Here is a 25,870-nt window from a genome sequence, read left to right on the forward strand (position 1 = left end):
GCCGGTGAAGTCCGAGGCCCGTTAGCGACTCTTCAGCACGATGGTGTCCTTGCCGCGCACGGCGCGAACCGGAAAACCCAGCTCCAGCAATCGTACGAACGTCTCTGCATTGGACCAGCGGAAATTGCCACCCACCCGCAGGGTACCGATCGAGGCGTCGCCGATGACGATCTTGCGGGTGTTGTAGCGATTGAACTCCGCGGCAGCCGAAGCCAGCGGCGTATCGTGGAAGGAGATGAAGCCGCTGCGCCAGCTGAGCAATTCCTCCGCCCGCTGCACCGATCCCGAATTCACCATCACGCCGGCATCGCTGGCCAATGCGATGCTGCCGGCAGGCAGAAGGGTGCTCGGCCGATCGTGTCCGCCAGGTCCGTTGTCCGACTCCAGCCGCACTACGCCCTGGGTCACGATGACGCGCAGATCGCCTGCGTCGCGACGTACATCGTAGCGCGTGCCGACCGCGATCGCTCGGCGATCGCCGGCGCTGACCACGAAGGGACGACCGGAATCCTTGGCGACCTTGAAGAACGCCTCGCCCTGCTGCAGGTCAATGTGACGTTCGCTGCGGGAAAGCGTGACCAGGATGCGGCTGTCGCTGCTCAGCGTGATCATCGATCCGTCGGGCAACGGCACATCCTGCAAGCCACCGATGGCGGTGCGATACGAGGCCTGGTCCACCGCCGCGTAGTGCCGCCAGCCCCATGCCAGCGATGCCAGCACGACCAGCGCGAAGCCCGCCGCGGCGTAGCGAAGCAGCCGGCGAGGCCGGCTCTTCGATGCCCTGCGCATGGCGCGCGACGAAGCACTGAAGCGATGTGCCGCAGCGATTCTCGCCGGCGCAGACGGCTCGTCATCGGTTCCGGATCCGGATGGCATCGCGTGCGACTCGGGCAGCGGGGCCAGTCCCCACGCTCCGCGTTCGGGCACAACCCCTGCGGGTACGCCGGCGCCTAGCGCCTTCAGACGATCGCTTTGTCGCCACGCGGCGTCCAGGCGCAGATACGCCACGCGGTGCGCGGTGGATTCGCGCAGCCACGCGTCCAGCTGCAGCTGATCTTGTGTTGACCACCCATCTCCGTCGCGCCTGGCCAGCCACGCGGAGGCGATCAGTTCAATCTGCCTGCTGCTGGCCATGGCCATCTCCATGCTCAGCGTCCGCTGTCGCGCGTTGCCGCGAACGGTGCGTGTGGCCACCACCGTAAAAATATTCCGCGATCAGCCGCATGCCCTTGGCAACCTGCTTTTCCACTGTCTTTTCGCCGATACCCATGCGCAGTGCCACTTCCTTTTGCGGTAATTCCTCGACCCGGCGCAGCCACAGCACTTCGCGGCAGCGCTCGGGCAGACGGTCGAAGGCTTCGGTCAGCTGTTTCAGCTCCTGCCGCGCGCTCAATCGGCGCTCCGGTGAAATCTCATCTACCAAGACGTTCAGCGCGTCCAGATCACCCACGGCATCGATCGAAACGACACGCGCGCGACGCAGCCGGTCGGTCATCAGGTGACGCGCGGTGGTGAACATGAAGGACTTCGGCATCGCCGGGCGCGCTTTCGCGGCGGCCTCGTAGACGCGCACATAGATGTCCTGGCGCAGGTCGTGGATTTCCTCGCGGCGGTACCAGCTGCGCAGCAGATAGCGCATCAGCGCGCGCTCGTGCACGAGGATTTCGCGTATGAACCAGTTGTCGAGTGAGTCGTCCACGCGCGGACAGTAACGCCAATCTACGCGCCAATGACAGCGTCATGACACCAGTCCGGTCACATGGCATGCGATACGTGCATCGGGTGGGGGATATGCGTCGCCCGTTCGTCCCGACCATTGCACTGCGCGTGATCGTTCGCATTGCGCAATCGTTTGGACAACCACTTGTCTTCTCCCCCGACGGACCATTGACCGATGACTTCGCCCAGCCATTCGCAGCGCCTTTTCCGCACCGGCTTTTCGCTGGCGTTTCCCCTGGCGTTTCCCCTGTGCCTGTTGATGACCTGCAGCGCAGCGGCAGCGGCGTCGCCGGATCCCGCGGCGGTCCGCCAGGGCTACGAGTACTACCAGATCGGTGATCTGAAAACGCCGACGCCGGGGCACACCGAGGCGGCTCTTATGCTGATGGGCGGGGGCAAATGGCCGCACAAGGCATTCGCCTGGTTCGCGGCCAAGGGCGGGCACGGACATTTCGTGATCCTTCGCGCGTCCGGTGAAGACGGCATGCAGAAGGAGCTCTACACCGAGGTCGGTGGCGTCGCTTCGGTGCAGACCTTGGTGTTTCACAGTCGCGAGGCAGCCAGCGATCCGAAGGTGCTGGACATCGTGCGGCATGCCGATGGCATCTTCATCGCCGGTGGCGATCAGTCCAACTACGTGAACTTCTGGAAGGGCACGCCGTTGAACGTGGCGCTGAACCAGCACGTGGAGCAGGGCAAGCCGATCGGCGGCACCAGCGCCGGACTGGCCATCCTCGGTGCTTACGCCTATGGTGCGATGGATGGCGGCAGCATCACCTCGAAAGAGGCGATGCACGATCCGCTCGGCAAGGCCATGACACTCGTCGACGATTTCATGCACCTGCCGAACATGCAGCGCGTGGTCACCGACACGCACTTTCACAAGCGCGACCGGTTGGGTCGGCTGATTGCATTCGTCGCCAACCTGCGCCATGCCGGGCATACCGATCTCGTCGGTCTGGGCGTGGACCAGGATGCAGCGCTGTGCGTCGATGGCAACGGCATCGGCCGGCTGTTCACCATCGACAACGGCTTCGCCTGGCTGGTGCAGCCGAAGGGTGTGCCTGATCGGATCGAGGCCGGCAAGCCGCTCGAATACCGCGGCACGCACATCACCGGCGTGGGTGCGCAAAGCCGCATCGACCTGAAGGATTTCAAGGTCAGCCGGCCGGTGTTCGACGCGATCGCCGATGTCCACGATGGCGAGCTGACCCTGCACGGCGAACACGCACCGCTGCTGGTGATTCATGGTGGCGCGGGCGTGGAACGTGCAAGCATGACGCCACGGATCGAAGCCGACGCGCGTGCGGCGCTGGAGCTTGCCTTGCGCAAGGGCTACGCCGAACTCAAGACAGGCAAGGCTGCGACCGATGCGGTGACGGCGGCAATCACCGTGCTGGAGGACGATCCGTTGTTCAACGCCGGCAAGGGCGCCGTTTTCACCCACGACGGCAAGAACGAGCTGGATGCGTCGATCATGGACGGCTCGACCATGGCCGCCGGCGCCGTGGCGGAAGTGCATCGTGTGAGAAACCCCATCCTGCTGGCGCGTGCCGTGATGGAGCATTCGCCGCACGTGATGATGGTCGGCGACGGCGCGGAAACCTTCGCCACGGAACAGGGATTCAAGCTGGTCGAGCCGTCGTATTTTCGCACCGACCGGCGTTGGCAGGAGTTGCAGAAAGCATTGAAGGACGATGCGGCCGGCGTATCGCTGACCGAACGGCTGCTGGCGCTCAAGCACTTCGGCACCGTCGGCGCGCTAGCCCGCGACAGCCAGGGCCGGCTTGCGGCGGGCACATCGACCGGCGGCATGACCGACAAGCGGTATGGACGCGTGGGTGACTCGCCGATCGTCGGCGCGGGTACCTACGCCAACGTCGGCTGCGCGGTGTCGGGCACGGGCTGGGGCGAGTTCTACATCCGCGTTTCCGCAGCACGCGAGATCTGCCTGCGCATGACCGAGTTGAACGAATCAGCGGAGCAGGCCGGCAAGGCGGTGATCAACGAAGAGATCCCGCAGATGGGCGGTGACGGCGGTGCGATCATTCTGGGTGCCGACGGCAGCGTGTCGATGCCGTTCAACACCGAAGGCATGTACCGCGGCTGGATCGGCGCCGATGGCGTGCCGCACGTGGCGATCTACAGCGGCGATCCACTGGTTTTGCCGCAGTCGTCGCGCTGACGGCAGGCGCGACGCTGATCAGGCGTCGCTGTCGCCTTCGATGATCTGGCGCTGCATGCGATCCAGATAGGCATCGAGCTCCTGCGTGTTGGTGAAAACCTCGCTCACCGGCACCGCCTTGACGATGTCGAATACCTTGCGCACCTGCGGCTGCGGGTTCAGCAGCAAGGTATGCCCGCCGCGGGCGCGCATGCTCTTGCGGATCTTGGCGAAACTGCGCAGCCCGGCGCTGCTGACATATTCGAGGCCGGCCAGATCAATCACCACGGTGCCGCCGGCGTCGAGCCGCGGGAGCAGGGCCAGCATGGCTTCGTCGAGTTCGCCGAAGGTCATCGCGTCGAGACGACCGCCCACTTGAACGATGACACGATCGGGTGCCGGGAATTCGCTGTGCAGACTGAGCGTCATGATGAAGATCCGTTCTGGTTCGGGTAGATGAAACGAAGCAGCAGATGGTTGCCATGCGCGTCCCGTGTATAGCGCATCTCGCTGGTCACGGTGCGTGCGAGGTGAATGCCGAGGCCACCGATCTGTTCGCGGTCAGCGAGATCGCCCGGGAGGCTCGGGTAGACGGATTGCAGCGGGTCGAAGGCAATCCCGTCATCGATCAACTCGACCATGACGGCATCCGGCCGCGGTTGCAGCAGGACGCGGATCTGGCCGGCACCTCCGTCGGGGTAGCCGTATTCGATCGTGTTGACCATGAGTTCCTCCAGCACCAGGCGCATGTCGCCGCGCAGCGAGGATGGAACATTGGCTTTCTGCAGCAGGTGTTCGCAGCGATCGAGTCCGGTGAATACATCCGCCAGCCGGCTGGCGACGCATACCTCGGCGTCCGCTTGCGCAGCACCATGCCAGGTCAGCGCCAGCAGGGTGATGTCATCGGCCTGCGCGGCGTCTGCCACGAAGCGATCGACATCCCCCAGCAGCCGTTCGATATAGCCCGCGGTGGGGGCGGCTGGGGGAACCTGCGCGAGGCATTCCACGGTGCGTTCGATGCCGTACATCTGCTGATGGTGGTCGCTGGCTTCGGTGATGCCATCGGTATACATCAGCAAGGTCTCGCCCTGACGCAGGCGCAGGTGATGCTCGGGATAGTCTGAATCTTCGTAAAGACCGAGCACGGCGCCGGTGATGAAATCCAGCAGCCGCGGTGCACCGTGGCCACACAGGATGGGCGGTTCATGCCCGGCGCTGGCCAGCTCCAGGCTGCCGTTGCCGGTGTCGAGCAGGCCGCACAGCAGGGTGACGAACATGCAGCTGTCGTTGCCTCGGCAAAGTTCGAGATTGAGCAACCGCAGGAGATTCCGCGGCGTCTGCGCGCGCGGCGCCAGCGCCTTGGCCAGGGTAATGGTCTGTGCCATGAACAGGGCCGCCGGGATACCTTTGTCGGAGACGTCGCCGACCATCACGAAGAAACGTTCCGGGTCGAGCATGAAGTAGCTGTAGAGATCGCCGCCGACTGCCCGCGCGGGGCGCAGCGCTGCATGCAGTTCGAAGTAGGCGCAGACGGCGTCGAGGTAGTGCTCGCTGGGCAACAGGCCAATCTGGATCTGGTGGGCGATTTCCAGTTCACTGGCCAGCCTCTGTTTTTCCCGTGCCACCCGCGCGAGGTCCTGCAGATGCAACGCGAGTTCGTGGCGCATCTGGTCGAACGACTGGGTGAGCCGTCCCACTTCGTCGTGGCGGCTGGTCGAAGGCAGCTCGAAATCCAGTTCGCCGCGGGCGACATGTTCGGCGCGGTCGGCCAGCATGCCCAGCGGCGCCATCGTGCGGCGGACGGTCAGCAAGGTGATCAGGGCAACGCCCAGCAGCGCCAGCATGCCCAGCAGCAGGCTCCACAGGAAGATGCGCCGCACGCCGGCATAGATCTGGGCCTCCGGCACCACCAGGCCGAGCCGCCAGCGGGTGCCTTCGATCGGCGCGGAGTACACCCACACCGCGCCGTGCACCTGCGCGTTCTGCGCCACTGGCAGGCGCACCGATTCAGCCTGGTCGCTGGCCAATACTTCGAGCAGGGCCGGTGCGCCGCGCTTGCCCACCAGGGTAGGATTGTCGTGCGCCAGGTAATTGCCATCACTGTCGAGCACGAAGGCATAGGCGCCTTCCGGTTTGTCCAGATGTCCGAGGATTTGATGCAGCCAGTCGAGCGTGACGTCGGCGTTGATGATGCCGACAGGATGCCCCTCGTGGCTGATGGCGACCGAATAGTTGATCAGCTGGCGTTGTCGCGACAGTGAGAGGAACGGACGCTGCCAGCAACCAGCCGAACAGCTCAGTCCGCCCAGGAACCAGTTGCTGTTCCAGTAAGGCCTGCCATCACGGGACAGATCGCGACTGGCCAGCGCACCGTTGTCTGCGCGGCTCACAAAGGGTGAGTAGGGAGGGGTGTCGACCGGGTTCGAGGAGGGCCTGAATACGGCAGCCAGCCCGTCCATGTCGTGATTGGCCTGCAATGTGTCGCGCAATAGCGGCTCGGCATTGTCCTGGCGCGTGGCGATGATCGTCGCGAGCATCTGTGCCGAGATCGCGACACGGTCGATCCGGGCCTGGATCTCGCTGCCGGCGCTGGCAGCCAGGGCGGCGGCTTCGTGATGGGTGTGCTGCAGGACCTGCGCACGGGTGAGGCTGAGCAACAGCGCGCCTATGGTAGCGAGCACAAGGGTCGAGCCGGCGAGAACCCATAGCGCCATTCGCGATGCAATGCTGCGCAAGACCATGCGGCTTCCCCCTCCCGCTTTGCATCTAGCCATGAAGCGATGCCGGCCGCAAGACGGCAGGCGCGATAACTGTGGCGAGGTCGGCAGTCGATGCATAATCATGCTTTCGGACCTTGCCCACAGGTAGTAGCAGACCGATGTCAGGACAGCAGCACGAAGTGACGTTCCGCTTTCTCGCCCAGCCCACCGACGTCAATTTTGGCGGCAAGGTGCACGGCGGCATGGCGATGAAGTGGATCGATCAGGCGGGATACGCCTGCGCCGTGGGCTGGAGCGGGGCGTATTGCGTCACCGCATCGGTCAGCGGCATCCAGTTCGTCGCGCCGATCCTCATCGGCGACCTGGTCACGGTGCGGGCGCGGTTGATCCATACCGGCACCAGCAGCATGCACCTGGCGGTCGACGTGCTGGCACGCGACCTGCGCAAGGACGAACAGCGGCTGGCGACCAGCTGCGTGATGGTGTTTGTGGCACTGGACAGCCCGGACGGCAAGCCGACTCCGGTGCCGCATTGGGAACCGCGCGACGACAATGAGCGCCGGTTGCAGTCGCAGGCGAAACAGTTGCTGGAATTGTCCAAGGGCATGGAGCAACTGGTCGACCTGCGCGGCGCATCACCGGGCTGATATTGCTGCCGGATATCCGCGGAAATTCGCCTCCACATGCCGGATTGGCGCCACAAGGTGTTGACAGCTCAGGGCCCGATCCACACAATACGCGTTCTTTGTTGGAGGGATACCCAAGCGGCCAACGGGGGCAGACTGTAAATCTGCTGGCTTACGCCTTCGGTGGTTCGAATCCACCTCCCTCCACCAGCTTGAGTGCCATCGGTAATCAAGTTTGTAGAGATCCGACATGCAGGGCCGTGGAGGTGGAAGAGATCCATCGCCGTGGTTCGGCAAAATCGCAGGAGCGATTTTGAGCGCGACGCGAAAGCGGCGCGGCCCCGGAGGGGCGGAGGGCAGGATGCCCGGAGTAATCCACCTCCCTCCACCAGCAAGAGTTCCGCGCAGGGCGGGAGTAGTTCAATGGTAGAACATCAGTTTTCCAAACTGATTACGCGGGTTCGATTCCCGCCTTCCGCTCCATTGCGCTGCATCTGTCATAGTGATCGACCCGTGCAGAAAATGCAGAGGTCGACGAATTTTTGAAGAGTCCGGCAGGATGCCGGTCTTGTCTTCGCCGTCATGGAGGACGGCTGAAATACACGCTCATGTAGCTCAGTCGGTAGAGCACTTCCTTGGTAAGGAAGAGGTCACAGGTTCGATTCCTGTCATGAGCACCATTTCATTCGACCTCACGGTCAACGCCCTCAAGGGCATGTTCCTTTCAATTCATTGACTCCATCGGGGTTTAGCGCGCATGGCAAAGGGTAAATTCGAACGCACCAAGCCGCACGTCAACGTCGGCACGATTGGTCACGTGGATCACGGCAAGACGACGCTGACGGCAGCGCTGACGAAGGTCGGTGCGGAACGTTTCGGTGGCGAGTTCAAGGATTACAGCTCGATCGACGCGGCGCCGGAAGAGAAGGCGCGCGGCATCACGATCTCGACCGCACACGTGGAATACGAGTCGCCGAAGCGCCACTACGCGCACGTCGATTGCCCGGGCCATGCCGACTATGTGAAGAACATGATCACCGGTGCGGCGCAGATGNCATGGCAAAGGGTAAATTCGAACGCACCAAGCCGCACGTCAACGTCGGCACGATTGGTCACGTGGATCACGGCAAGACGACGCTGACGGCAGCGCTGACGAAGGTCGGTGCGGAACGTTTCGGTGGCGAGTTCAAGGATTACAGCTCGATCGACGCGGCGCCGGAAGAGAAGGCGCGCGGCATCACGATCTCGACCGCACACGTGGAATACGAGTCGCCGAAGCGCCACTACGCGCACGTCGATTGCCCGGGCCATGCCGACTATGTGAAGAACATGATCACCGGTGCGGCGCAGATGGACGGCGCGATCCTGGTGTGCTCGGCCGCGGACGGCCCGATGCCGCAGACGCGCGAGCACATCCTGCTGAGCCGTCAGGTCGGCGTGCCGTACATCGTGGTCTACCTGAACAAGGCGGACATGGTGGACGACGCCGAGTTGCTTGAGCTGGTCGAGATGGAAGTGCGCGAGCTGCTGTCCAAGTACGACTTCCCGGGCGACGACACGCCGATGATTCACGGTTCGGCGAAGCTGGCGCTGGAAGGCGACCAGAGCGAGATCGGCGTGCCGTCGATCATCAAGCTGGTCGATGCGCTGGACAGCTACATCCCGGAGCCGGTGCGCGTGATTGACCGCCCGTTCCTGATGCCGGTGGAAGACGTGTTCTCGATCTCCGGCCGCGGCACCGTGGTGACCGGTCGTATCGAGCGCGGCATCATCAAGGTGGGCGACGAAATCGAAGTGGTCGGTATCCGCGACACGCAGAAGACCACGGTCACCGGCGTGGAAATGTTCCGCAAGCTGCTGGACCAGGGTCAGGCAGGCGACAACGCCGGTCTGCTGCTGCGCGGCCTGAAGCGTGACGACGTGGAGCGTGGCCAGGTGCTGGCCAAGCCGGGCACGATCACCCCGCACACCGATTTCGAGGCCGAAGTCTATGTGCTGTCGAAGGACGAGGGTGGCCGTCATACGCCGTTCTTCAAGGGTTACCGTCCGCAGTTCTACTTCCGCACGACCGACGTGACCGGCGCTTGCCAGTTGCCGGACGGCGTGGAGATGGTGATGCCGGGCGACAACGTGAAGATGGTGGTGAGCCTGATTCACCCGATCGCGATGGACGAAGGCCTGCGTTTCGCCATTCGCGAAGGTGGCCGCACTGTCGGTGCCGGTGTGGTGGCCAAGGTCATCAAGTAAGNGGCACGATCACCCCGCACACCGATTTCGAGGCCGAAGTCTATGTGCTGTCGAAGGACGAGGGTGGCCGTCATACGCCGTTCTTCAAGGGTTACCGTCCGCAGTTCTACTTCCGCACGACCGACGTGACCGGCGCTTGCCAGTTGCCGGACGGCGTGGAGATGGTGATGCCGGGCGACAACGTGAAGATGGTGGTGAGCCTGATTCACCCGATCGCGATGGACGAAGGCCTGCGTTTCGCCATTCGCGAAGGTGGCCGCACTGTCGGTGCCGGTGTGGTGGCCAAGGTCATCAAGTAAGCTATACAGATGGCGGTGCGTTTCGGCGCGACGCCTTCAAGGCCACGGGGCGAGCGGATTCAAGCCGCTCGCCGTCGTGTTTCAAGTTCAAGCCATGTACGCCAGTAGCTCAATTGGCAGAGCAGCGGTCTCCAAAACCGCAGGTTGGGGGTTCAAGTCCCTCCTGGCGTGCCACTTCCCCGAGGATCGAGACGGGTGACGATGGCAAGGTCGGCCGCAAGGCACGGCATGCTGCTGACACCTGATCACTAGTGCATGAATACCAAGGCAGAACAGCCCAAGGGCACGAACGCCGCCGACATCGGCAAGCTGGTACTGGCGGGGCTGGTGCTGGTTGCCGGTATCTTTGCCTATTCCTGGCTCGGCAGAGACGGCAGTATTCCCTCGTCGGTGCGCATGCTTGGTGTGCTGGCCGCGCTGGTGATTTCGCTGGCGATCGCCGCGTTCACTGCGCTGGGACGCCGGGTTCGCAATTTCATCGCCGAATCGCAGTTCGAAATGCGCAAGGTGGTCTGGCCCACGCGCGACGAGACGATCAAGACAACTGGCATCATCATCTTGGTGGTGATCGTGTTGTCGCTGCTGTTGGGTCTGATCGATCTGATCCTTAAGTCGGTCATTCTCGACTGGCTACTGAAGTTGGGTGGCTGAGGTGAGCATGAGCAAGCGCTGGTATGTGGTGCACGCCTATTCGGGCTTCGAGAATCAGGTGAAGCGCTCCCTTGAGGAGCGCATCAAGCGCGCCGAGATGGAAGAGAAGTTCGGCGAAGTGCTGGTGCCGACCGAGGAAGTCATCGAGATGCGCGGCGGCCAGAAGCGTCGCAGCGAGCGCAAGTTCTTCCCCGGTTACGTGCTGGTGCAGATCGAGACGAATACCGAGGGCAAGGCACCGCGGATCGACGACGAGTGCTGGCACTTGATCAAGGAAACCCCGAAAGTGATGGGTTTCATCGGCGGTACCGCCGATCGTCCGCTGCCGATCAAGGACAGCGAGGCTGACGCAATCCTGAGTCGGGTGCGCGAAGGCGTCGAGAAGCCCCGTCCGAAAGTGCTGTTCGAACCGGGCGAGATGGTCCGCGTCACCGAGGGTCCTTTCAACGATTTCAACGGCGTGGTCGAGGAAGTCAACTACGAGAAGAGTCGCCTGCGCGTCGCGGTGCTGATCTTCGGTCGTTCGACCCCGGTCGAGCTGGAGTTCGGTCAGGTCGAGAAGGCCTGAGGCCCTATCGGGCCTGGTCTGATCGAGGCGGTCTGATCGTTCATCCTTGGCATCCGGCGGTTCTTGGCACGGGGATTGCTGACGGTCCAATAAATCTCTATACTGCGCGGTTCACGCTGGGTCTTTTTTGATCCGGCGTGCCCGCGTTTTCAGATCTGCATGAGGCAGATCTTCCTTCCATCCATGGAACGGTGAACAGCGAGGAGCCGGAAGGCGCCTGGACTCGCGAGGAAAATCCAATGGCAAAGAAAGTTGTCGGTTACATCAAGCTGCAGGTCAAGGCCGGTCAGGCCAACCCGTCGCCGCCGGTGGGCCCAGCCCTCGGTCAGCGCGGCCTGAACATCATGGAGTTCTGCAAGGCGTTCAATGCCGCCACGCAGAAACTGGAGCCGGGTCTGCCGATTCCGGTGATCATCACCGCGTACTCCGATCGCAGCTTCACCTTCATCACCAAGACCCCGCCCGCTACGATCCTGCTGAAGAAGATCACCGGCGTCGCCAAAGGTTCGCCGAAGCCGAATACCGACAAGGTCGGCAAGGTCACCCGCAAGCAGCTGGAAGACGTGGCAAAGCAGAAGGAGCCGGATCTCACGGCTGCCGATCTCGACGCCGCGGTGCGCACCATTGCCGGTAGCGCCCGCAGCATGGGCCTTGTGGTGGAGGGTTAAGACATGGCAAAGCTCACAAAGCGTATGAAGTCGGCTACGGCCGCCGTGCAGCTGGGCAAGTTCTACGGCCTGGAAGAGGCACTGAAGATCGTCAAGGACAACGCCAAGGCGAAGTTCGCCGAGTCGGTGGACGTGGCCGTGCGTCTGGGCATCGACGCGAAGAAATCCGACCAGGGCGTGCGCGGCTCTTCGCTGTTGCCGCACGGCACCGGCAAGACCGTCAAGGTCGCCGTGTTCTGCCCGCCTGGCGAGAAGGCCGAGGCCGCCAAGGCCGCCGGTGCCGACGCCGTCGGCATGGACGACCTGGCCGAGCGCATGCAGGCCGGTGATCTCGACTTCGGTCGCGTGATCGCCACGCCGGATGCGATGCGCGTGGTCGGCAAGCTCGGTCAGCTGCTCGGTCCGCGTGGCCTGATGCCGAACCCGAAGGATGGCTCGGTCACCGCCGACGTCGCCACCGCGGTCAAGAACGCCAAGGCCGGCCAGGTGAAGTTCCGCAACGACAAGGCGGGCATCATCCACGCCACCATCGGCAAGGCCAGCTTCGAGGCGTCCCAGCTCGCGGACAACCTCAACACGCTGATCGCCGACCTGTTGAAAGCCAAGCCGTCCACGGCGAAGGGTCAGTTCCTGCAGAAAGTGGCGTTGTCCAGCACGATGGGCGTCGGCGTTGCCGTCGATACCTCGTCGCTGACCATCGCCACCAAGTAAGACTCAAGTCCCACACCGGCGATCTCGTCGGTGTGGGCAGTTTTTGAAGGCAGCTCCGGCCGCAGGTCGGTGCCGCTGTCAAAGACCGCAGGCGCGATCAGCGCGCGATGACGACGGGCAGGAAGCTCGCACTGGCATGGAATCGCCGTCGTCGGCAGCGGGATTGCTTAATCGGATTTTCAATGAATCCGGCCTGCGCAGATGGTGCTGCCCCTTCTGGAATTGTTCGATGTGTTCTGGAAAGGCCAACACCCGGGACACCCGTGTCCCCGACGTCAAGGACGGCGTCGCCCAGGACCGCAAGCGGCAGGAGCCGTGAGCGGAGTTCATTTGGAGGAGTGCAATGGCTCTAAATCTGTCTCAGAAGCATGAAGTAGTCGCCGAACTGGCAGAAATCGCCGCGAAGGCTCACTCCCTGATTGCTGTCGAGTATGCGGGCACCACGGTCGAACAGATGACCGCGATGCGCAAGAAGGCCCGCGAATCCGGTGTGTACTTGAGAGTTGTCAAGAACACGCTCGCTTCGCGTGCCGTGGCGGGTACCGAGTTCGAGGTCGTCAAGGACGTCCTGGTCGGTCCGCTGCTGTACGCGTTCTCGATGGAAGAACCCGGTGCTGCCGGGCGTCTGATCAAGGAATTTGCCAAGGGCAACGACAAGCTGAAGGCGAAAGTCGTCTCGGTGGAAGGCAAGTTGTTGCCGGCTGAGCACGTCGATGTGCTGGCCGCGCTGCCGACCCGCGAACAGGCTCTGTCCATGCTGGCCCGTTTGCTGGCCGAACCCGCCTCGATGTTTGCACGCGCCGTCAAGGCTGTGGCCGACAAGCAGGGTGGTGGCGAAGTCACAGCCGAGGCTCCGGCCGAAGCCGAGCCCGCCTAAGTTCGACGTCTATCTAAACCGAATCCATTTCCAGAGGTAAATCAAATGTCCCTGTCCAACGAACAAATCGTTGAAGCCGTAGCCGCCAAGTCGCTGATGGAAGTGATGGACCTGGTCAAGGCCATCGAAGAAAAGTTTGGCGTTTCAGCTGCCGCTCCGGTCGCCGCTGCCGGTCCGGCCGCTGCTGCCGTTGTTGCCGAAGCGCAGACCGAGTTCGACGTCATCCTGAAGACCGCCGGCGCTAAGAAAGTCGACGTGATCAAGGCTGTCCGCGCGATCACCGGCCTGGGCCTGAAGGAAGCCAAGGACCTCACCGAGGCCGGCGGCGTCCTGAAGGAAGCCGTGTCGAAGGAAGATGCCGAGAAGTTCAAGAAGGACCTCGAAGCTGCCGGCGCAACGGTCGAACTGAAGTAATCGGCGCCTTGCGCGCCGTCAGTTTGATCTAGCGTCAAGCAAGCCTGGGGGCGTGAGCCCCCGGGCTTTGCCTGCTTAGGCGCGAAAGAGTTGAACGAGGAGGGGAATGGAGAATAGGGAATCGTCAGACGATTCCCTATTCTCGATTCCCAAATCCACGCTTTTGTCGAACATCTGATTTTTCATTCAGCCGGTGTGTGCACCACCGGCGTCACTGCGAACCGAGGCGCTACCGATCATGGCCTACTCGTTTACCGAGAAGAAACGCATCCGCAAGGATTTTGGCAAGCGTCCGCCCGTACTGGGCGTGCCGAACCTGCTGACCATCCAGACTGATTCCTACCGGGAGTTTCTGCAGGAACATGTCGCGCCCAAGCAGCGCGGCGAGAAGGGTTTGCATGCCGCGTTGAAGTCGGTGTTCCCGATCTCCAGCTATTCGGGCAATGCGGCGCTTGAGTATGTCGACTATCGCCTCGGCGAGCCGGCGTTCGACGAGCGCGAATGCCGCAACCGCGGCATGACTTATGGTGCGCCGCTGCGCACCACCGTGCGCCTGGTCATCTATGACAAGGACAGCCCGGCCTCGAAGAAGGTGGTCAAGTACATCAAGGAGCAGGAGGTCTACATGGGCGAGATTCCGCTCATGACCGACACCGGCACCTTCATCATCAACGGCACCGAGCGCGTGATCGTCTCGCAGCTGCATCGTTCGCCCGGCGTGTTCTTCGACCACGATCGCGGCAAGACGCACAGCTCGGGCAAGTTGCTGTTCTCGGCGCGCGTGATCCCCTACCGCGGTTCCTGGCTGGACTTCGAGTTCGACCCGAAGGACGCGCTGTTCACGCGTATCGACCGTCGCCGCAAGTTGCCGGTGACGGTGCTGCTGCGCGCGCTCGGTTACAACAACGAGGAGATGCTGGGCATCTTCTTCGAACACAATGTGTTCCATCTCGGCAAGAAGGGTGGCACCACGCTGGAGCTGGTCGCCGAGCGTCTGCGTGGCGAGACGTTGAGCTTCGATCTGGCGATCGGTGGCACCGTGCTGGTGGAAGCCGGCAAGCGCATCACCGCGCGCCACGTGCGTCAGCTGGCCGCGGAGAACATCACCGCGCTGGAAGTGCCTGACGACTATCCGATCGGCCGCATCCTGGCGACGGACATCGTCGACAGCAAGACCGGCGAGTTGCTGGCTTCGGCGAACGACGAGATCACGGCCGAGCAGCTGGAGAACTTCCGCAAGGCTGGCATCGAGGTCGTGCCGACGTTGTACGTCAACGATCTCGATCGTGGCGCCTACATCTCGCACACCTTGCGCATCGACAACACCAAGACGCCGCTGGAGGCGCTGGTGGAAATCTATCGCATGATGCGTCCGGGCGAGCCGCCGACCAAGGATGCCGCGCAGAACCTGTTCTTCAATCTGTTCTTCACCTTCGATCGCTACGACCTGTCGGGCGTGGGCCGGATGAAGTTCAACCGCCGCGTGGGCCGCAAGGAAATCCTCGGCCCGGGCGTGCTGTACGACCACAAGTACTTCAGCGAGCGCAAGGAAGAAGCCTCGCAGGTGCTGGTCAAGGAGCAGGGTGAGACGTCCGACATCCTCGACGTGCTGAAAGTGCTGATCGACATCAAGAACGGTCATGGCACCGTCGATGACATCGATCATCTTGGCAACCGTCGCGTACGTTCGGTCGGCGAAATGGCCGAGAACACCTTCCGCATCGGTCTGGTGCGCGTCGAGCGTGCGGTGCGCGAGCGCCTGTCGCTGGCCGAAGCCGATGGCCTGACCCCGCAGGACCTGATCAACGCCAAGCCGGTCGCGGCGGCGGTGAAGGAGTTCTTCGGCTCCTCGCAGCTGTCCCAGTTCATGGATCAGAACAATCCGCTCTCGGAAGTGACGCACAAGCGTCGCGTTTCGGCGCTTGGGCCGGGCGGCCTGACCCGCGAGCGCGCGGGCTTCGAAGTGCGTGACGTGCATCCGACCCATTACGGCCGCGTCTGCACCATCGAAACGCCGGAAGGCCCGAACATCGGCCTGATCAATTCGCTGGCCGTGTACGCTCGCACCAACTCGTACGGCTTCCTCGAGACGCCGTACCGCAAGGTCGCGCACAGCAAGGTCACCGACAAGGTCGATTACCTGTCGGCGATCGAGGAAGGCGATCACGTGATCGCGCAGGCAAACTCGCCGCTGGACAAGCACGGCGGTTTCGTCGAGGACTTCGTGTCCTGCCGTTTCCGCGGTGAATCCGAGCTGCGTCCGGCTGCCGAAGTCGACTACATGGACGTCTCGCCGATGCAGACCGTATCGGTCGCGGCGGCGCTGGTGCCGTTCCTCGAGCACGACGATGCGAACCGCGCCCTGATGGGCGCGAACATGCAGCGTCAGGCCGTGCCGACGTTGCGTTCGCAGACTCCGTTGGTGGGTACCGGCATCGAACGCGCGGTGGCGCGCGACTCGGGCGTCATCGTTTCCGCCAAGCGCGGCGGCGTGATCGATCAGGTCGATGCCGCCCGTATCGTGGTGCGCGTCAACGAGGAAGAGGTCGGCGACAACGACGCCGGCGTCGACATCTACACGCTGACCAAGTACACCCGCTCCAACCAGAACACCAACCTCAACCAGCGCCCGTTGGTGAACGTCGGTGACGTGGTGGCGAAGGGCGATACGCTGGCCGACGGTTCGTCGACCGACTTGGGCGAACTCGCGCTCGGCCAGAACATGCTGATCGCGTTCATGCCGTGGAACGGCTACAACTTCGAAGACTCGATCCTGCTGTCCGAGCGCGTCGTGCAGGAAGACCGTTACACCTCGATCCACATCGAGGAGCTGTCCTGCATCGCGCGCGACACCAAGCTGGGCGCCGAGGAAATCACCGCCGACATCCCGAACGTGGGCGAGCAGGCGCTCGCACGCCTCGACGAGTCGGGCATCGTCTACATCGGTGCCGAGGTGAAGGCCGGCGACATCATGGTCGGCAAGGTCACGCCCAAGGGCGAGAGCCAGCTCACGCCGGAAGAGAAGCTGCTGCGCGCGATCTTCGGCGAGAAGGCCTCCGACGTTAAAGACTCGTCCCTGCGCGTGCCGCCGGGCATGGACGGCACCGTCATCGACGTGCAGGTGTTCACCCGCGACGGTATCGAGAAGGACAAGCGCGCCAAGCAGATCGAGGAAACCGAGGTCAAGCGGATCCGCAAGGATCTGGACGACCAGTTCCGCATCCTCGAAGGCGCGATCTACAGCCGCATGCGTACCCAGTTGCTCGGCAAGTCCGCGATGAGCGGTCCGGGTGGCCTGAAGCGTGGCGCCGAAATCACTGACGCCTACCTGGATGGCCTGAAGAAGGACGACTGGTTCAAGATCAACGTCAAGGACGAGGAAGTCACTGAGTTCCTCGAGCGCGCGGCCGATCAGGTCAAGCGCCACAAGGAGGAATTCGACAAGCGCTTCAAGGAGAAGCAGGGCAAGATCACCCAGGGCGACGACCTCGCGCCGGGCGTGCTCAAGATGGTCAAGGTGTTCCTGGCCGTGAAGCGCCGCATCCAGCCGGGCGACAAGATGGCTGGTCGTCACGGCAACAAGGGCGTGGTCTCCAACGTCGTGCCGGTCGAGGACATGCCGTACTCCGCCGACGGCGTGCCGGTCGACATCGTGCTGAACCCGCTGGGCGTGCCGTCGCGCATGAACATCGGCCAGATTCTGGAAGTCCATCTGGGCTGGGCCGCCAAGGGCCTGGGCAAGAAGATCCAGAAGATGCTCGAAGCGCAGGAGAAGGTCGCCAAGATCCGCGAGTTCCTCGACCAGATCTACAACACGCACGTGGCTGGTGCCGTACAGCACGTCGATCTGAAGTCGCTCACCGACAAGGAGATCTTCACCCTCGCCACCAATCTGCAGGAAGGCGTGCCGATGGCGACGCCGGTGTTCGATGGTGCCGAGGAAACCGAGATCAAGGCGATGCTGAAGCTGGCGGATCTGCCCGAGTCGGGCCAGACCACGCTGTATGACGGCCGTACCGGCGAGGCGTTCGATCGCCCGGTCACCGTGGGCTACATGCATTACCTGAAGCTCAACCATCTGGTCGACGACAAGATGCATGCGCGCTCCACCGGTCCGTACTCGCTGGTCACCCAGCAGCCGCTGGGCGGCAAGGCGCAGTTCGGTGGCCAGCGCTTCGGCGAAATGGAAGTGTGGGCACTGGAAGCCTACGGCGCGGCGTACACCCTGCAGGAAATGTTGACGGTGAAGTCCGACGACGTGCAGGGCCGCAACCAGATGTACAAGAACATTGTCGACGGCAACCACGAAATGTCCGCGGGCATGCCGGAGTCCTTCAACGTACTGGTGAAGGAAATCCGCTCGCTCGCCATCGACATCGATCTGGAAGAGATCAAGTGATCCGCGCAGTCACCGGAGATTTCGAATGAAAGACCTGCTCAACCTGTTCAACCAGCAGCGCGCAACGCCGGACTTCGACGCGATCAAGATCGCGCTGGCGTCACCGGAGCTGATCCGCTCGTGGTCGTACGGCGAAGTTAAGAAGCCGGAAACCATCAATTACCGTACCTTCAAACCGGAGCGTGACGGCCTGTTCTGTGCCGCCATCTTCGGACCGGTGAAGGACTACGAGTGCCTGTGCGGCAAGTACAAGCGCATGAAGCACCGCGGTGTGGTCTGCGAGAAGTGCGGCACGGAAGTGACGCTGGCCAAGGTGCGTCGTGAGCGCATGGGCCATATCGAGCTGGCCAGCCCGACCGCGCACATCTGGTTCCTCAAGTCGCTGCCCTCGCGCATCGGCCTGATGCTGGACATGACGCTGCGTGACATCGAGCGCATCCTGTACTTCGAAGCCTTCGTGGTGATCGACCCGGGCATGACGGCGCTCGAGCGCGGTCAGCTGCTCAGCGAAGACCAGTACCTGGAAGCGACCGAAGAGCACGGTGACGAGTTCGACGCTCGCATGGGTGCCGAAGCGGTATTCCACCTGCTGAAATCGCTCGACCTGCCGGGCGAAGTGATTCGCCTGAAGGAAGAGATCACCTCCACCAATTCCGAGACCAAGCTGAAGCGGCTGACCAAGCGCGTGAAGCTGATCGAGGCGTTCCTGGAATCCGGCAACAAGCCGGAGTGGATGGTGCTGACCGTTCTGCCCGTGCTGCCGCCGGATCTGCGTCCGCTGGTGCCGCTGGATGGCGGCCGTTTCGCCACCTCCGATCTGAACGATCTGTACCGTCGCGTGATCAACCGCAACAACCGCCTGAAGCGTCTGCTCGAGCTCAATGCGCCCGACATCATCGTGCGCAACGAGAAGCGCATGCTGCAGGAATCGGTCGATGCGCTGCTCGACAACGGTCGCCGCGGCCGCGCCATCACTGGCACGAACAAGCGCGCGCTGAAGTCGCTCGCCGACATGATCAAGGGCAAGCAGGGCCGCTTCCGCCAGAACCTGCTCGGCAAGCGCGTGGACTACTCCGGTCGTTCGGTGATCGTGGTCGGTCCGACCCTGCGTCTGCATCAGTGCGGTCTGCCGAAGAAGATGGCGCTTGAGCTGTTCAAGCCGTTCATCTTCGCCAAGCTGCAGGCGCGTGGCGAAGCCACCACCATCAAGGCGGCGAAGAAGCTGGTCGAGCGCGAAGAAGCCCAGGTGTGGGACATCCTCGAAGAGGTGATCCGCGAGCATCCGGTGCTGCTGAACCGTGCGCCGACCCTGCATCGCCTCGGCATCCAGGCGTTCGAGCCGAAATTGATCGAAGGCAAGGCGATCCAGCTGCATCCACTGGTCTGTACCGCGTTCAACGCCGACTTCGACGGCGATCAGATGGCCGTCCATGTGCCGCTGTCGATCGAGGCACAGCTGGAAGCGCGTACGCTGATGATGTCGTCCAACAACATCCTCAGCCCGGCCAACGGTGAGCCGATCATCGTGCCGACCCAGGATGTGGTGCTGGGTCTGTACTACATGACCCGCGAGCTGATCAACGTCAAGGGTACCGGCATGGTGTTCTCCGGCATCGCCGAAGTTCGTCGTGCCTACGACAACCGTGCGGTCGAGCTGCACGCCCAGGTCAAGGTGCGTCTGAAGCTGGTGCACATTGCCGAAGACGGCGCCCGCACCAACGAGACGAAGATCGTCGACACCACCGTCGGTCGCGCGCTGCTGGCGGAAATCCTGCCGGAAGGCCTGCCGTTCGAGCTTGCCAACACCGAGCTGACCAAGAAGAACATCTCGCGCCTGATCAACTCCAGCTACCGTTTGCTGGGCTTGAAGGAGACCGTGGTTTTCGCCGACAAGCTGATGTACACCGGCTTCCGCTTCGCCACGCGTGCCGGCATCTCGATCGGCATCGATGACATGCTGATCCCGGCTGAAAAGAAGCCGATCCTCGAGGAGTCCGAGAAGGAAGTCGTCGAGATCCAGCAGCAGTATCAGTCGGGCTTGGTCACCGCCGGCGAGCGCTACAACAAGGTGGTCGACATCTGGTCGCGTACCAGTGAGCTGGTGGCGAAGGCCATGATCGACGGTATCGGCACCGAGAAGGTGATGAATGCCGAAGGCAAGATGGTCAACCAGAAGTCGATGAACTCGCTGTACATCATGGCCGACTCCGGCGCCCGTGGTTCGGTGGCGCAGATTCGTCAGCTGGCCGGTATGCGTGGCCTGATGGCGCGTCCGGACGGCTCGATCATCGAGACCCCGATCAAGGCCAACTTCCGCGAAGGCCTGAACGTGCTGCAGTACTTCAACTCCACCCACGGTGCTCGAAAGGGCCTGGCGGATACGGCGTTGAAGACTGCGAACTCCGGCTACCTGACCCGTCGCCTGGTCGATGTTGCACAGGACGTGGTCATCACCATGGACGACTGCGGCACCGAGAACGGCGTGATCATGCAGCCGATCGTCGAAGGTGGCGATGTGGTCGAGCCGTTGCGCGAGCGCGTGCTGGGCCGTGTGGTGGTCGATGATGTCTACGCCCCCGGCGACGACGATCAGCCGATCGTCACCCGCGATACCCTGCTCAACGAAGCCCTGGTCGAGAAGCTCGACAAGGCCGGTGTGCAGGTGCTCAAGGTGCGTTCGCCGATCACCTGCCAGGCCACCCATGGCGTGTGCAAGCTGTGCTACGGCCGCGATCTGGCCCGTGGTCATCTGGTCAACATGGGCGAGGCCGTGGGTGTGGTCGCCGCGCAGTCGATCGGTGAGCCGGGTACCCAGCTGACCATGCGTACGTTCCACATCGGTGGTGCGGCTTCGCGTGCGGCAGCGGTGGACAATGTGACTGTGAAGACCACCGGTTCGTTGAAGTTCAACAACCTGAAGTCAGTGCAGCACAAGCAGGGCCACCTGGTTGCGGTGTCGCGCTCGGGCGAGCTCAGCGTGATCGACTCCAGTGGCCGCGAGCGTGAGCGTTACAAGGTGCCTTATGGCGCCATCATCGCGGTCAAGGACGGTGCCCCGGTGAAGCCAGGCCAGACCGTGGCGAACTGGGATCCGCATACCCATCCGATCGTCACCGAGGTGGCCGGCGTGGTTCGTTTCATCGACTTCCTCGATGGCGTCACCGTGCAGAGCCAGACCGACGAGCTGACCGGCCTGGAATCGGCGGTGGTCACCGATCCGAAGCGTCGTGGTGCGCAGGCGAAGGACCTGCGTCCGATCGTGCGTCTGGAAGATGCCAAGGGTCGCGAGCTGAAGCTGCCGGGCACCGACATCGCTGCGCAGTACTTCCTGCCGGCCGGTGCGATCGTATCGATCCAGAACGGTGCCGAAGTGGGCGTGGGCGACGTGGTCGCCCGTATCCCGCAGGAAACCTCGAAGACCCGCGACATCACCGGCGGTCTGCCGCGCGTGGCGGATCTTTTCGAGGCGCGCAAGCCGAAGGAACCGGCGATCCTGGCCGAGCGTTCGGGCATCATCAGCTTCGGCAAGGACACCAAGGGCAAGCAGCGCCTGATCATCAAGGACGTCGACGGTAACGAGCACGAGGAGCTGATTCCGAAGTGGCGTCAGGTCATCGTGTTCGAGGGCGAGCATGTGGAGAAGGGCGAAACCGTCGTCGACGGCGAGCCGAGTCCGCATGACATCCTGCGCCTGCTTGGCGTGGAGCCGCTGGCTTCGTACCTGGTCAAGGAGATCCAGGACGTGTATCGCCTGCAGGGCGTGAAGATCAACGACAAGCACATCGAAGCGATCATTCGCCAGATGCTGCGCAAGGTCGAGATCGTCGAGCCGGGTGACAGCCATTACCTGCGCGGCGAGCAGATCGAGCGGGTGCGCATCAACGGTGAAAACGATCGTGCGACCGCCAAAGGCGAGCGCCCGGCCGAATACCAGTCGATCCTGCTCGGCATCACCAAGGCCTCGCTGGCGACCGAGTCGTTCATCTCGGCAGCCTCGTTTCAGGAAACCACCCGCGTCCTTACCGAGGCGGCGGTACGTGGCACACGCGATACCTTGCGTGGCCTGAAGGAAAATGTTATCGTCGGCCGTCTTATTCCGGCAGGCACGGGCTTGGCATACCACGCAGCGCGTCGTCGCCAGGGCGGGTTGTCCGCCTCGGATCTGGAGACTCTCTCCGGCTCCACGCCTGCGGCCTCGTTCGCCGAGGTTCCGGCCGGTAGTGATAACGGTGTCGAGTAAACCCGTTCAGGGTTTTACTCGCTGACATACGAAATGAGGTGCAGGGACGCACCTCGTGTTCGGGTCCAGGATGGCTGAGCACTGGCTTGCCTATGGCAGGCTGCTCATGTTAAATTCCCGCTTCTTGGCAGACCGAGCTTGATCGGGCTGCCTTTATGTTTTCAGGAACAGCTTCGCATGACGACAGTCAACCAATTGGTGCGCAAATCCCGCAGCCCCAAGACTTACAAGAGTGGGTCGCCGGCACTGCAGAGCAGCCCGCAGCGCCGTGGCGTTTGCACGCGCGTTTATACGACCACCCCGAAAAAGCCGAACTCGGCGTTGCGCAAGGTTGCCAAGGTGCGCCTGACCAACGGCTTCGAGATCATCAGCTATATCGGCGGTGAAGGTCACAACCTGCAGGAGCACTCGGTGGTGCTGATCCGCGGCGGTCGCGTCAAGGATCTGCCCGGTGTGCGTTACCACACGGTGCGCGGCAGCCTCGATTGCGCTGGTGTCACCAAGCGTCGTCAATCGCGCTCGAAGTACGGCGCCAAGCGCCCGAAGAAGTAAAAGGACTCGAAACATGTCGCGTAAAGGTTCACATCCCGCCCGTCTGATTCTGCCGGATCCCAAACATGGCAGCCAGCTGATTGCCCGTTTCATCAATATGGTGATGAAGAGCGGCAAGAAGTCCGTGGCCGAGAGCATCGTCTACGGTGCGTTGCAGCACATTGGTGAGAAGAACGCCGAGCCGGTGGCTCTGGTCGAGAAGGCACTGAACAACATCGCTCCGGCGGTCGAAGTGAAGTCCCGTCGAGTCGGCGGTGCCACCTACCAGGTGCCGGTCGAAGTGCGTCCGGGTCGCCGCATGGCGTTGGCGATGCGCTGGGTCATTGACGCCGCGCGCAAGCGTGGCGAGACGTCGATGCCGCGCAAACTGGCTGCCGAACTGCTCGAGGCTTCGGAAAGCCGCGGCGGTGCCGCCAAGAAGCGCGAAGAAACGCATCGTATGGCAGAAGCCAACAAGGCCTTCTCGCACTACCGCTGGTAAGCAACGTCCGCAACGGGCGGTTCAATTCGCCGTCCATTGCGAGCAAGAAACTTTTTAGAGGTTAACCACGTGGCACGCACCACTCCCATCGACCGCTACCGCAACTTCGGCATCATGGCTCACATCGATGCCGGCAAGACCACGACCACGGAGCGCATCCTGTTCTACACCGGCGTCAGTCACAAGATTGGCGAGGTGCATGACGGTGCAGCGACGATGGACTGGATGGAGCAGGAACAGGAGCGTGGAATTACCATCACGTCGGCGGCAACGACGGCGTTTTGGAAAGGTATGGATGGCTCGCTGGAGCAGCATCGCTTCAACATCATCGACACCCCGGGACACGTTGACTTCACCATTGAAGTCGAGCGCTCGCTGCGTGTGCTGGATGGTGCGGTGTTTGTGCTGTGCGCGGTCGGTGGCGTGCAGCCGCAGTCCGAGACAGTGTGGCGCCAAGCCAACAAGTACAAGGTGCCGCGTCTTGCGTTCGTCAACAAGATGGATCGCACCGGTGCCAATTTCGACAAGGTGGTTGCTCAGCTGAAGGCGCGTCTTGGTGCGCATCCGGTGCCGATGCAGGTGCCGATCGGTGCCGAAGACGGCTTCGAGGGCGTGGTCGACCTGCTCAAGATGAAGGCGATCATCTGGGACATGGAATCCCAGGGCATGAAGTTCGAATACCGGGAGATTCCGGCGAACTTGGCTGACGCAGCCGCCGAAGCGCATGCCTTCATGGTGGAGTCCGCCGCCGAGGCGACCGAAGACTTGATGAACAAGTACCTCGAAGAGGGTGACCTCACCGAGGCTGAGATCATCGCGGGTCTTCGCCAGCGCACGCTCGCCAACGAAATCATCCCGACCTACTGCGGTACGGCGTTCAAGAACAAGGGCGTCCAGGCCATGCTCGACGCGGTGGTGCAGCTGCTGCCGTCGCCGTCCGACCGTCCGCCGGTCGCTGGCATCGACGAAGATGACAACGAAGCCACGCGCAAGGCTGAGGATGCGGCGCCGTTCTCCGCGCTCGCGTTCAAGATCATGACCGATCCGTTCGTCGGTTCGCTGACATTCTTCCGTGTCTACTCGGGCACGCTGAAGTCCGGCGATGCCGTGTACAACCCGGTCAAGAGCAAGAAAGAGCGTATCGGCCGTATCCTGCAGATGCACGCGAACGAGCGTCAGGAGCTGAAGGAAGTCTGTGCCGGCGACATCGCTGCCGCAGTCGGCCTGAAGGACGTGACGACCGGTGACACGCTGTGCGCGCAAGATCACATCATCACCCTGGAACGCATGACGTTCCCGGAGCCGGTGATCTCGATGGCAGTGGAGCCGAAGACCAAGTCTGACCAGGAAAAGATGGGCATTGCCCTCGGTCGCCTGGCTGCGGAAGATCCGTCGTTCCGCGTGCGTACGGACGAAGAGTCAGGCCAGACGATCATCTCGGGCATGGGCGAGCTTCACCTGGACATCCTGGTGGACCGCATGCGTCGCGAGTTCAATGTCGAGGCCAATGTCGGCAAGCCGCAGGTGGCTTACCGCGAGACGATCCGTTCGTCGGACGTCAAGTCGGACTACAAGCACGCCAAGCAATCCGGTGGCAAGGGACAGTACGGTCACGTCGTGATCGAACTGTCCCCGATGACCGAGGCCGATCGTGCCGACCCGAACGTGAAGAATGATTTCCTCTTCATCAACGACATCACCGGTGGCGTGATCCCGAAGGAATTCATCCCGTCGATCGAAAAGGGTCTGCGCGAGACCATCACCAGCGGTCCGCTGGCGGGCTTCCCGGTCGTCGGCGTGAAGGTGAAGCTCGTGTTCGGTTCCTACCATGACGTCGATTCGTCCGAGATGGCGTTCAAGCTTGCCGCCTCGATGGCGTTCAAGCAGGGCTTCGCGAAAGCGTCACCGGTATTGCTCGAGCCGATCATGAAGATCGAAGTCGTGACACCTGAAGAGTACGTCGGTGATGTCATGGGCGACATGAGCCGCCGTCGTGGCCTGCTCCAGGGCCAGGACGACACGCCGTCGGGCAAGACCATCGACGCGATGGTTCCACTCGGTGAAATGTTTGGCTACGCAACGACCATTCGTTCGCTGACCCAGGGTCGCGCTACTTTCACGATGGAATTCGACCACTACGCTGAAGCGCCGAACAACGTCGCCGAACAGGTCATAAAGAAGGCCTGATAAGGCCGGCTTTTCCAACACATACCGTTCTTTTCTAGAGGTTCAGAGTCATGGCAAAGGGTAAATTCGAACGCACCAAGCCGCACGTCAACGTCGGCACGATTGGTCACGTGGATCACGGCAAGACGACGCTGACGGCAGCGCTGACGAAGGTCGGTGCGGAACGTTTCGGTGGCGAGTTCAAGGATTACAGCTCGATCGACGCGGCGCCGGAAGAGAAGGCGCGCGGCATCACGATCTCGACCGCACACGTGGAATACGAGTCGCCGAAGCGCCACTACGCGCACGTCGATTGCCCGGGCCATGCCGACTATGTGAAGAACATGATCACCGGTGCGGCGCAGATG

General features: G+C 62.6%; 19 protein-coding genes, 4 tRNA genes and 3 pseudogenes. 22 read left to right on the forward strand and 4 right to left on the reverse strand.

From position 1 onward, the window contains the following. Positions 1-21: 21 nt before the first annotated feature. Positions 22-1,134, reverse strand: a complete 1,113-nt coding sequence (locus EAH75_RS16980) for a FecR family protein (RefSeq protein ID WP_140806310.1) — start codon at positions 1,132-1,134, stop codon at positions 22-24. Then, a complete protein-coding gene (locus tag EAH75_RS16985) occupies positions 1,112-1,699 on the reverse strand; it encodes an RNA polymerase sigma factor (RefSeq protein WP_140653561.1) in 588 nt (195 codons plus the stop codon). Before EAH75_RS16985 ends, EAH75_RS16980 begins: the two co-directional genes overlap by 23 nt. Before the next feature lie 504 nt (positions 1,700-2,203). On the opposite strand from EAH75_RS16985, the pseudogene EAH75_RS19990 reads away from it, so the two are divergent. Together EAH75_RS19990 and EAH75_RS19995 are read left to right on the forward strand one after the other, a co-directional pair. Next, positions 2,204-2,710, forward strand: a pseudogene (locus EAH75_RS19990) (cyanophycinase); the annotation flags it as partial. 180 nt (positions 2,711-2,890) lie between these two features. Further along, complete coding sequence (locus EAH75_RS19995) at positions 2,891-3,904, forward strand: isoaspartyl peptidase/L-asparaginase family protein (protein ID WP_241668983.1); 1,014 nt, start codon at positions 2,891-2,893, stop codon at positions 3,902-3,904. Between the two features lie 18 nt (positions 3,905-3,922). Here EAH75_RS19995 and EAH75_RS16995 read toward each other — a convergent pair whose 3' ends face one another. Together EAH75_RS16995 and EAH75_RS17000 are read right to left on the reverse strand one after the other, a co-directional pair. Continuing rightward, on the reverse strand, positions 3,923-4,315 hold the full coding sequence (locus tag EAH75_RS16995; RefSeq protein ID WP_428993522.1) for an STAS domain-containing protein: 393 nt from the start codon (positions 4,313-4,315) through the stop codon (positions 3,923-3,925). Next, a complete protein-coding gene (locus EAH75_RS17000; protein WP_140806313.1) occupies positions 4,309-6,624 on the reverse strand; it encodes a SpoIIE family protein phosphatase in 2,316 nt (771 codons plus the stop codon). The genes EAH75_RS16995 and EAH75_RS17000 overlap by 7 nt, the downstream gene beginning before the upstream one ends. Positions 6,625-6,761: 137 nt before the next feature. On the opposite strand from EAH75_RS17000, the gene EAH75_RS17005 reads away from it, so the two are divergent. The 20 genes and pseudogenes from EAH75_RS17005 to EAH75_RS17100 all read left to right on the forward strand — a co-directional run. Continuing rightward, entirely contained in the window at positions 6,762-7,250 is a 489-nt protein-coding gene (locus tag EAH75_RS17005) for an acyl-CoA thioesterase (RefSeq protein ID WP_140653567.1), read from the forward strand. Positions 7,251-7,353: 103 nt separating this feature from the next. After that, positions 7,354-7,439 (forward strand) — tRNA-Tyr (locus EAH75_RS17010). A gap of 199 nt (positions 7,440-7,638) precedes the next feature. Further along, a tRNA-Gly gene (locus tag EAH75_RS17015) sits at positions 7,639-7,712 on the forward strand. A 121-nt stretch (positions 7,713-7,833) separates the two neighbouring features. Then, positions 7,834-7,909, forward strand: a tRNA-Thr gene (locus tag EAH75_RS17020). Positions 7,910-7,986: 77 nt separating this feature from the next. Beyond that, positions 7,987-8,283 (forward strand): annotated as a pseudogene (locus EAH75_RS17025) (GTP-binding protein); the annotation flags it as partial. 2 nt (positions 8,284-8,285) lie between these two features. After that, a complete protein-coding gene (gene tuf, locus EAH75_RS17030; RefSeq protein ID WP_140806314.1) occupies positions 8,286-9,476 on the forward strand; it encodes an elongation factor Tu in 1,191 nt (396 codons plus the stop codon). Between the two features lie 2 nt (positions 9,477-9,478). Beyond that, a pseudogene (tuf, locus tag EAH75_RS17035) lies at positions 9,479-9,775 on the forward strand (elongation factor Tu); the annotation flags it as partial. Between the two features lie 98 nt (positions 9,776-9,873). Beyond that, positions 9,874-9,949 (forward strand) — tRNA-Trp (locus EAH75_RS17040). Positions 9,950-10,030: 81 nt separating this feature from the next. Beyond that, positions 10,031-10,426, forward strand: a complete 396-nt coding sequence (secE, locus tag EAH75_RS17045) for a preprotein translocase subunit SecE (RefSeq protein WP_140656408.1) — start codon at positions 10,031-10,033, stop codon at positions 10,424-10,426. A 7-nt stretch (positions 10,427-10,433) separates the two neighbouring features. Then, complete coding sequence (gene nusG / locus EAH75_RS17050) at positions 10,434-10,994, forward strand: transcription termination/antitermination protein NusG (protein WP_140656412.1); 561 nt, start codon at positions 10,434-10,436, stop codon at positions 10,992-10,994. A 239-nt stretch (positions 10,995-11,233) separates the two neighbouring features. Then, positions 11,234-11,662 (forward strand): 50S ribosomal protein L11, encoded by a 429-nt coding sequence (gene rplK, locus EAH75_RS17055; protein WP_140656415.1) that lies wholly within the window; start codon positions 11,234-11,236, stop codon positions 11,660-11,662. Positions 11,663-11,665: 3 nt separating this feature from the next. Continuing rightward, entirely contained in the window at positions 11,666-12,373 is a 708-nt protein-coding gene (rplA, locus tag EAH75_RS17060; protein ID WP_140656419.1) for a 50S ribosomal protein L1, read from the forward strand. Between the two features lie 343 nt (positions 12,374-12,716). Continuing rightward, on the forward strand, positions 12,717-13,250 hold the full coding sequence (rplJ, locus tag EAH75_RS17065) for a 50S ribosomal protein L10 (protein ID WP_140806315.1): 534 nt from the start codon (positions 12,717-12,719) through the stop codon (positions 13,248-13,250). Between the two features lie 45 nt (positions 13,251-13,295). Then, complete coding sequence (gene rplL / locus EAH75_RS17070) at positions 13,296-13,664, forward strand: 50S ribosomal protein L7/L12 (protein ID WP_140656424.1); 369 nt, start codon at positions 13,296-13,298, stop codon at positions 13,662-13,664. A 238-nt stretch (positions 13,665-13,902) separates the two neighbouring features. After that, the gene (gene rpoB, locus EAH75_RS17075) at positions 13,903-18,063 is read left to right on the forward strand and encodes a DNA-directed RNA polymerase subunit beta (protein WP_140656427.1); all 4,161 of its coding nucleotides are present in this window, start codon (positions 13,903-13,905) and stop codon (positions 18,061-18,063) included. Between the two features lie 25 nt (positions 18,064-18,088). Further along, the gene (gene rpoC / locus EAH75_RS17080) at positions 18,089-22,303 is read left to right on the forward strand and encodes a DNA-directed RNA polymerase subunit beta' (RefSeq protein WP_140806316.1); all 4,215 of its coding nucleotides are present in this window, start codon (positions 18,089-18,091) and stop codon (positions 22,301-22,303) included. A gap of 177 nt (positions 22,304-22,480) precedes the next feature. Beyond that, the gene (gene rpsL / locus EAH75_RS17085; RefSeq protein ID WP_056386848.1) at positions 22,481-22,855 is read left to right on the forward strand and encodes a 30S ribosomal protein S12; all 375 of its coding nucleotides are present in this window, start codon (positions 22,481-22,483) and stop codon (positions 22,853-22,855) included. Between the two features lie 13 nt (positions 22,856-22,868). Beyond that, complete coding sequence (rpsG, locus tag EAH75_RS17090; protein WP_072757771.1) at positions 22,869-23,336, forward strand: 30S ribosomal protein S7; 468 nt, start codon at positions 22,869-22,871, stop codon at positions 23,334-23,336. Between the two features lie 69 nt (positions 23,337-23,405). Further along, a complete protein-coding gene (gene fusA / locus EAH75_RS17095) occupies positions 23,406-25,523 on the forward strand; it encodes an elongation factor G (protein ID WP_140656436.1) in 2,118 nt (705 codons plus the stop codon). A gap of 50 nt (positions 25,524-25,573) precedes the next feature. Then, the coding region (locus tag EAH75_RS17100) for a GTP-binding protein (protein ID WP_240046287.1) at positions 25,574-25,870 on the forward strand (297 nt) is incomplete at its 3' end.

It is taken from the genome of Rhodanobacter glycinis (genome assembly GCF_006438785.1).
Taxonomy (GTDB): Bacteria; Pseudomonadota; Gammaproteobacteria; order Xanthomonadales; family Rhodanobacteraceae; genus Rhodanobacter; species Rhodanobacter glycinis_A.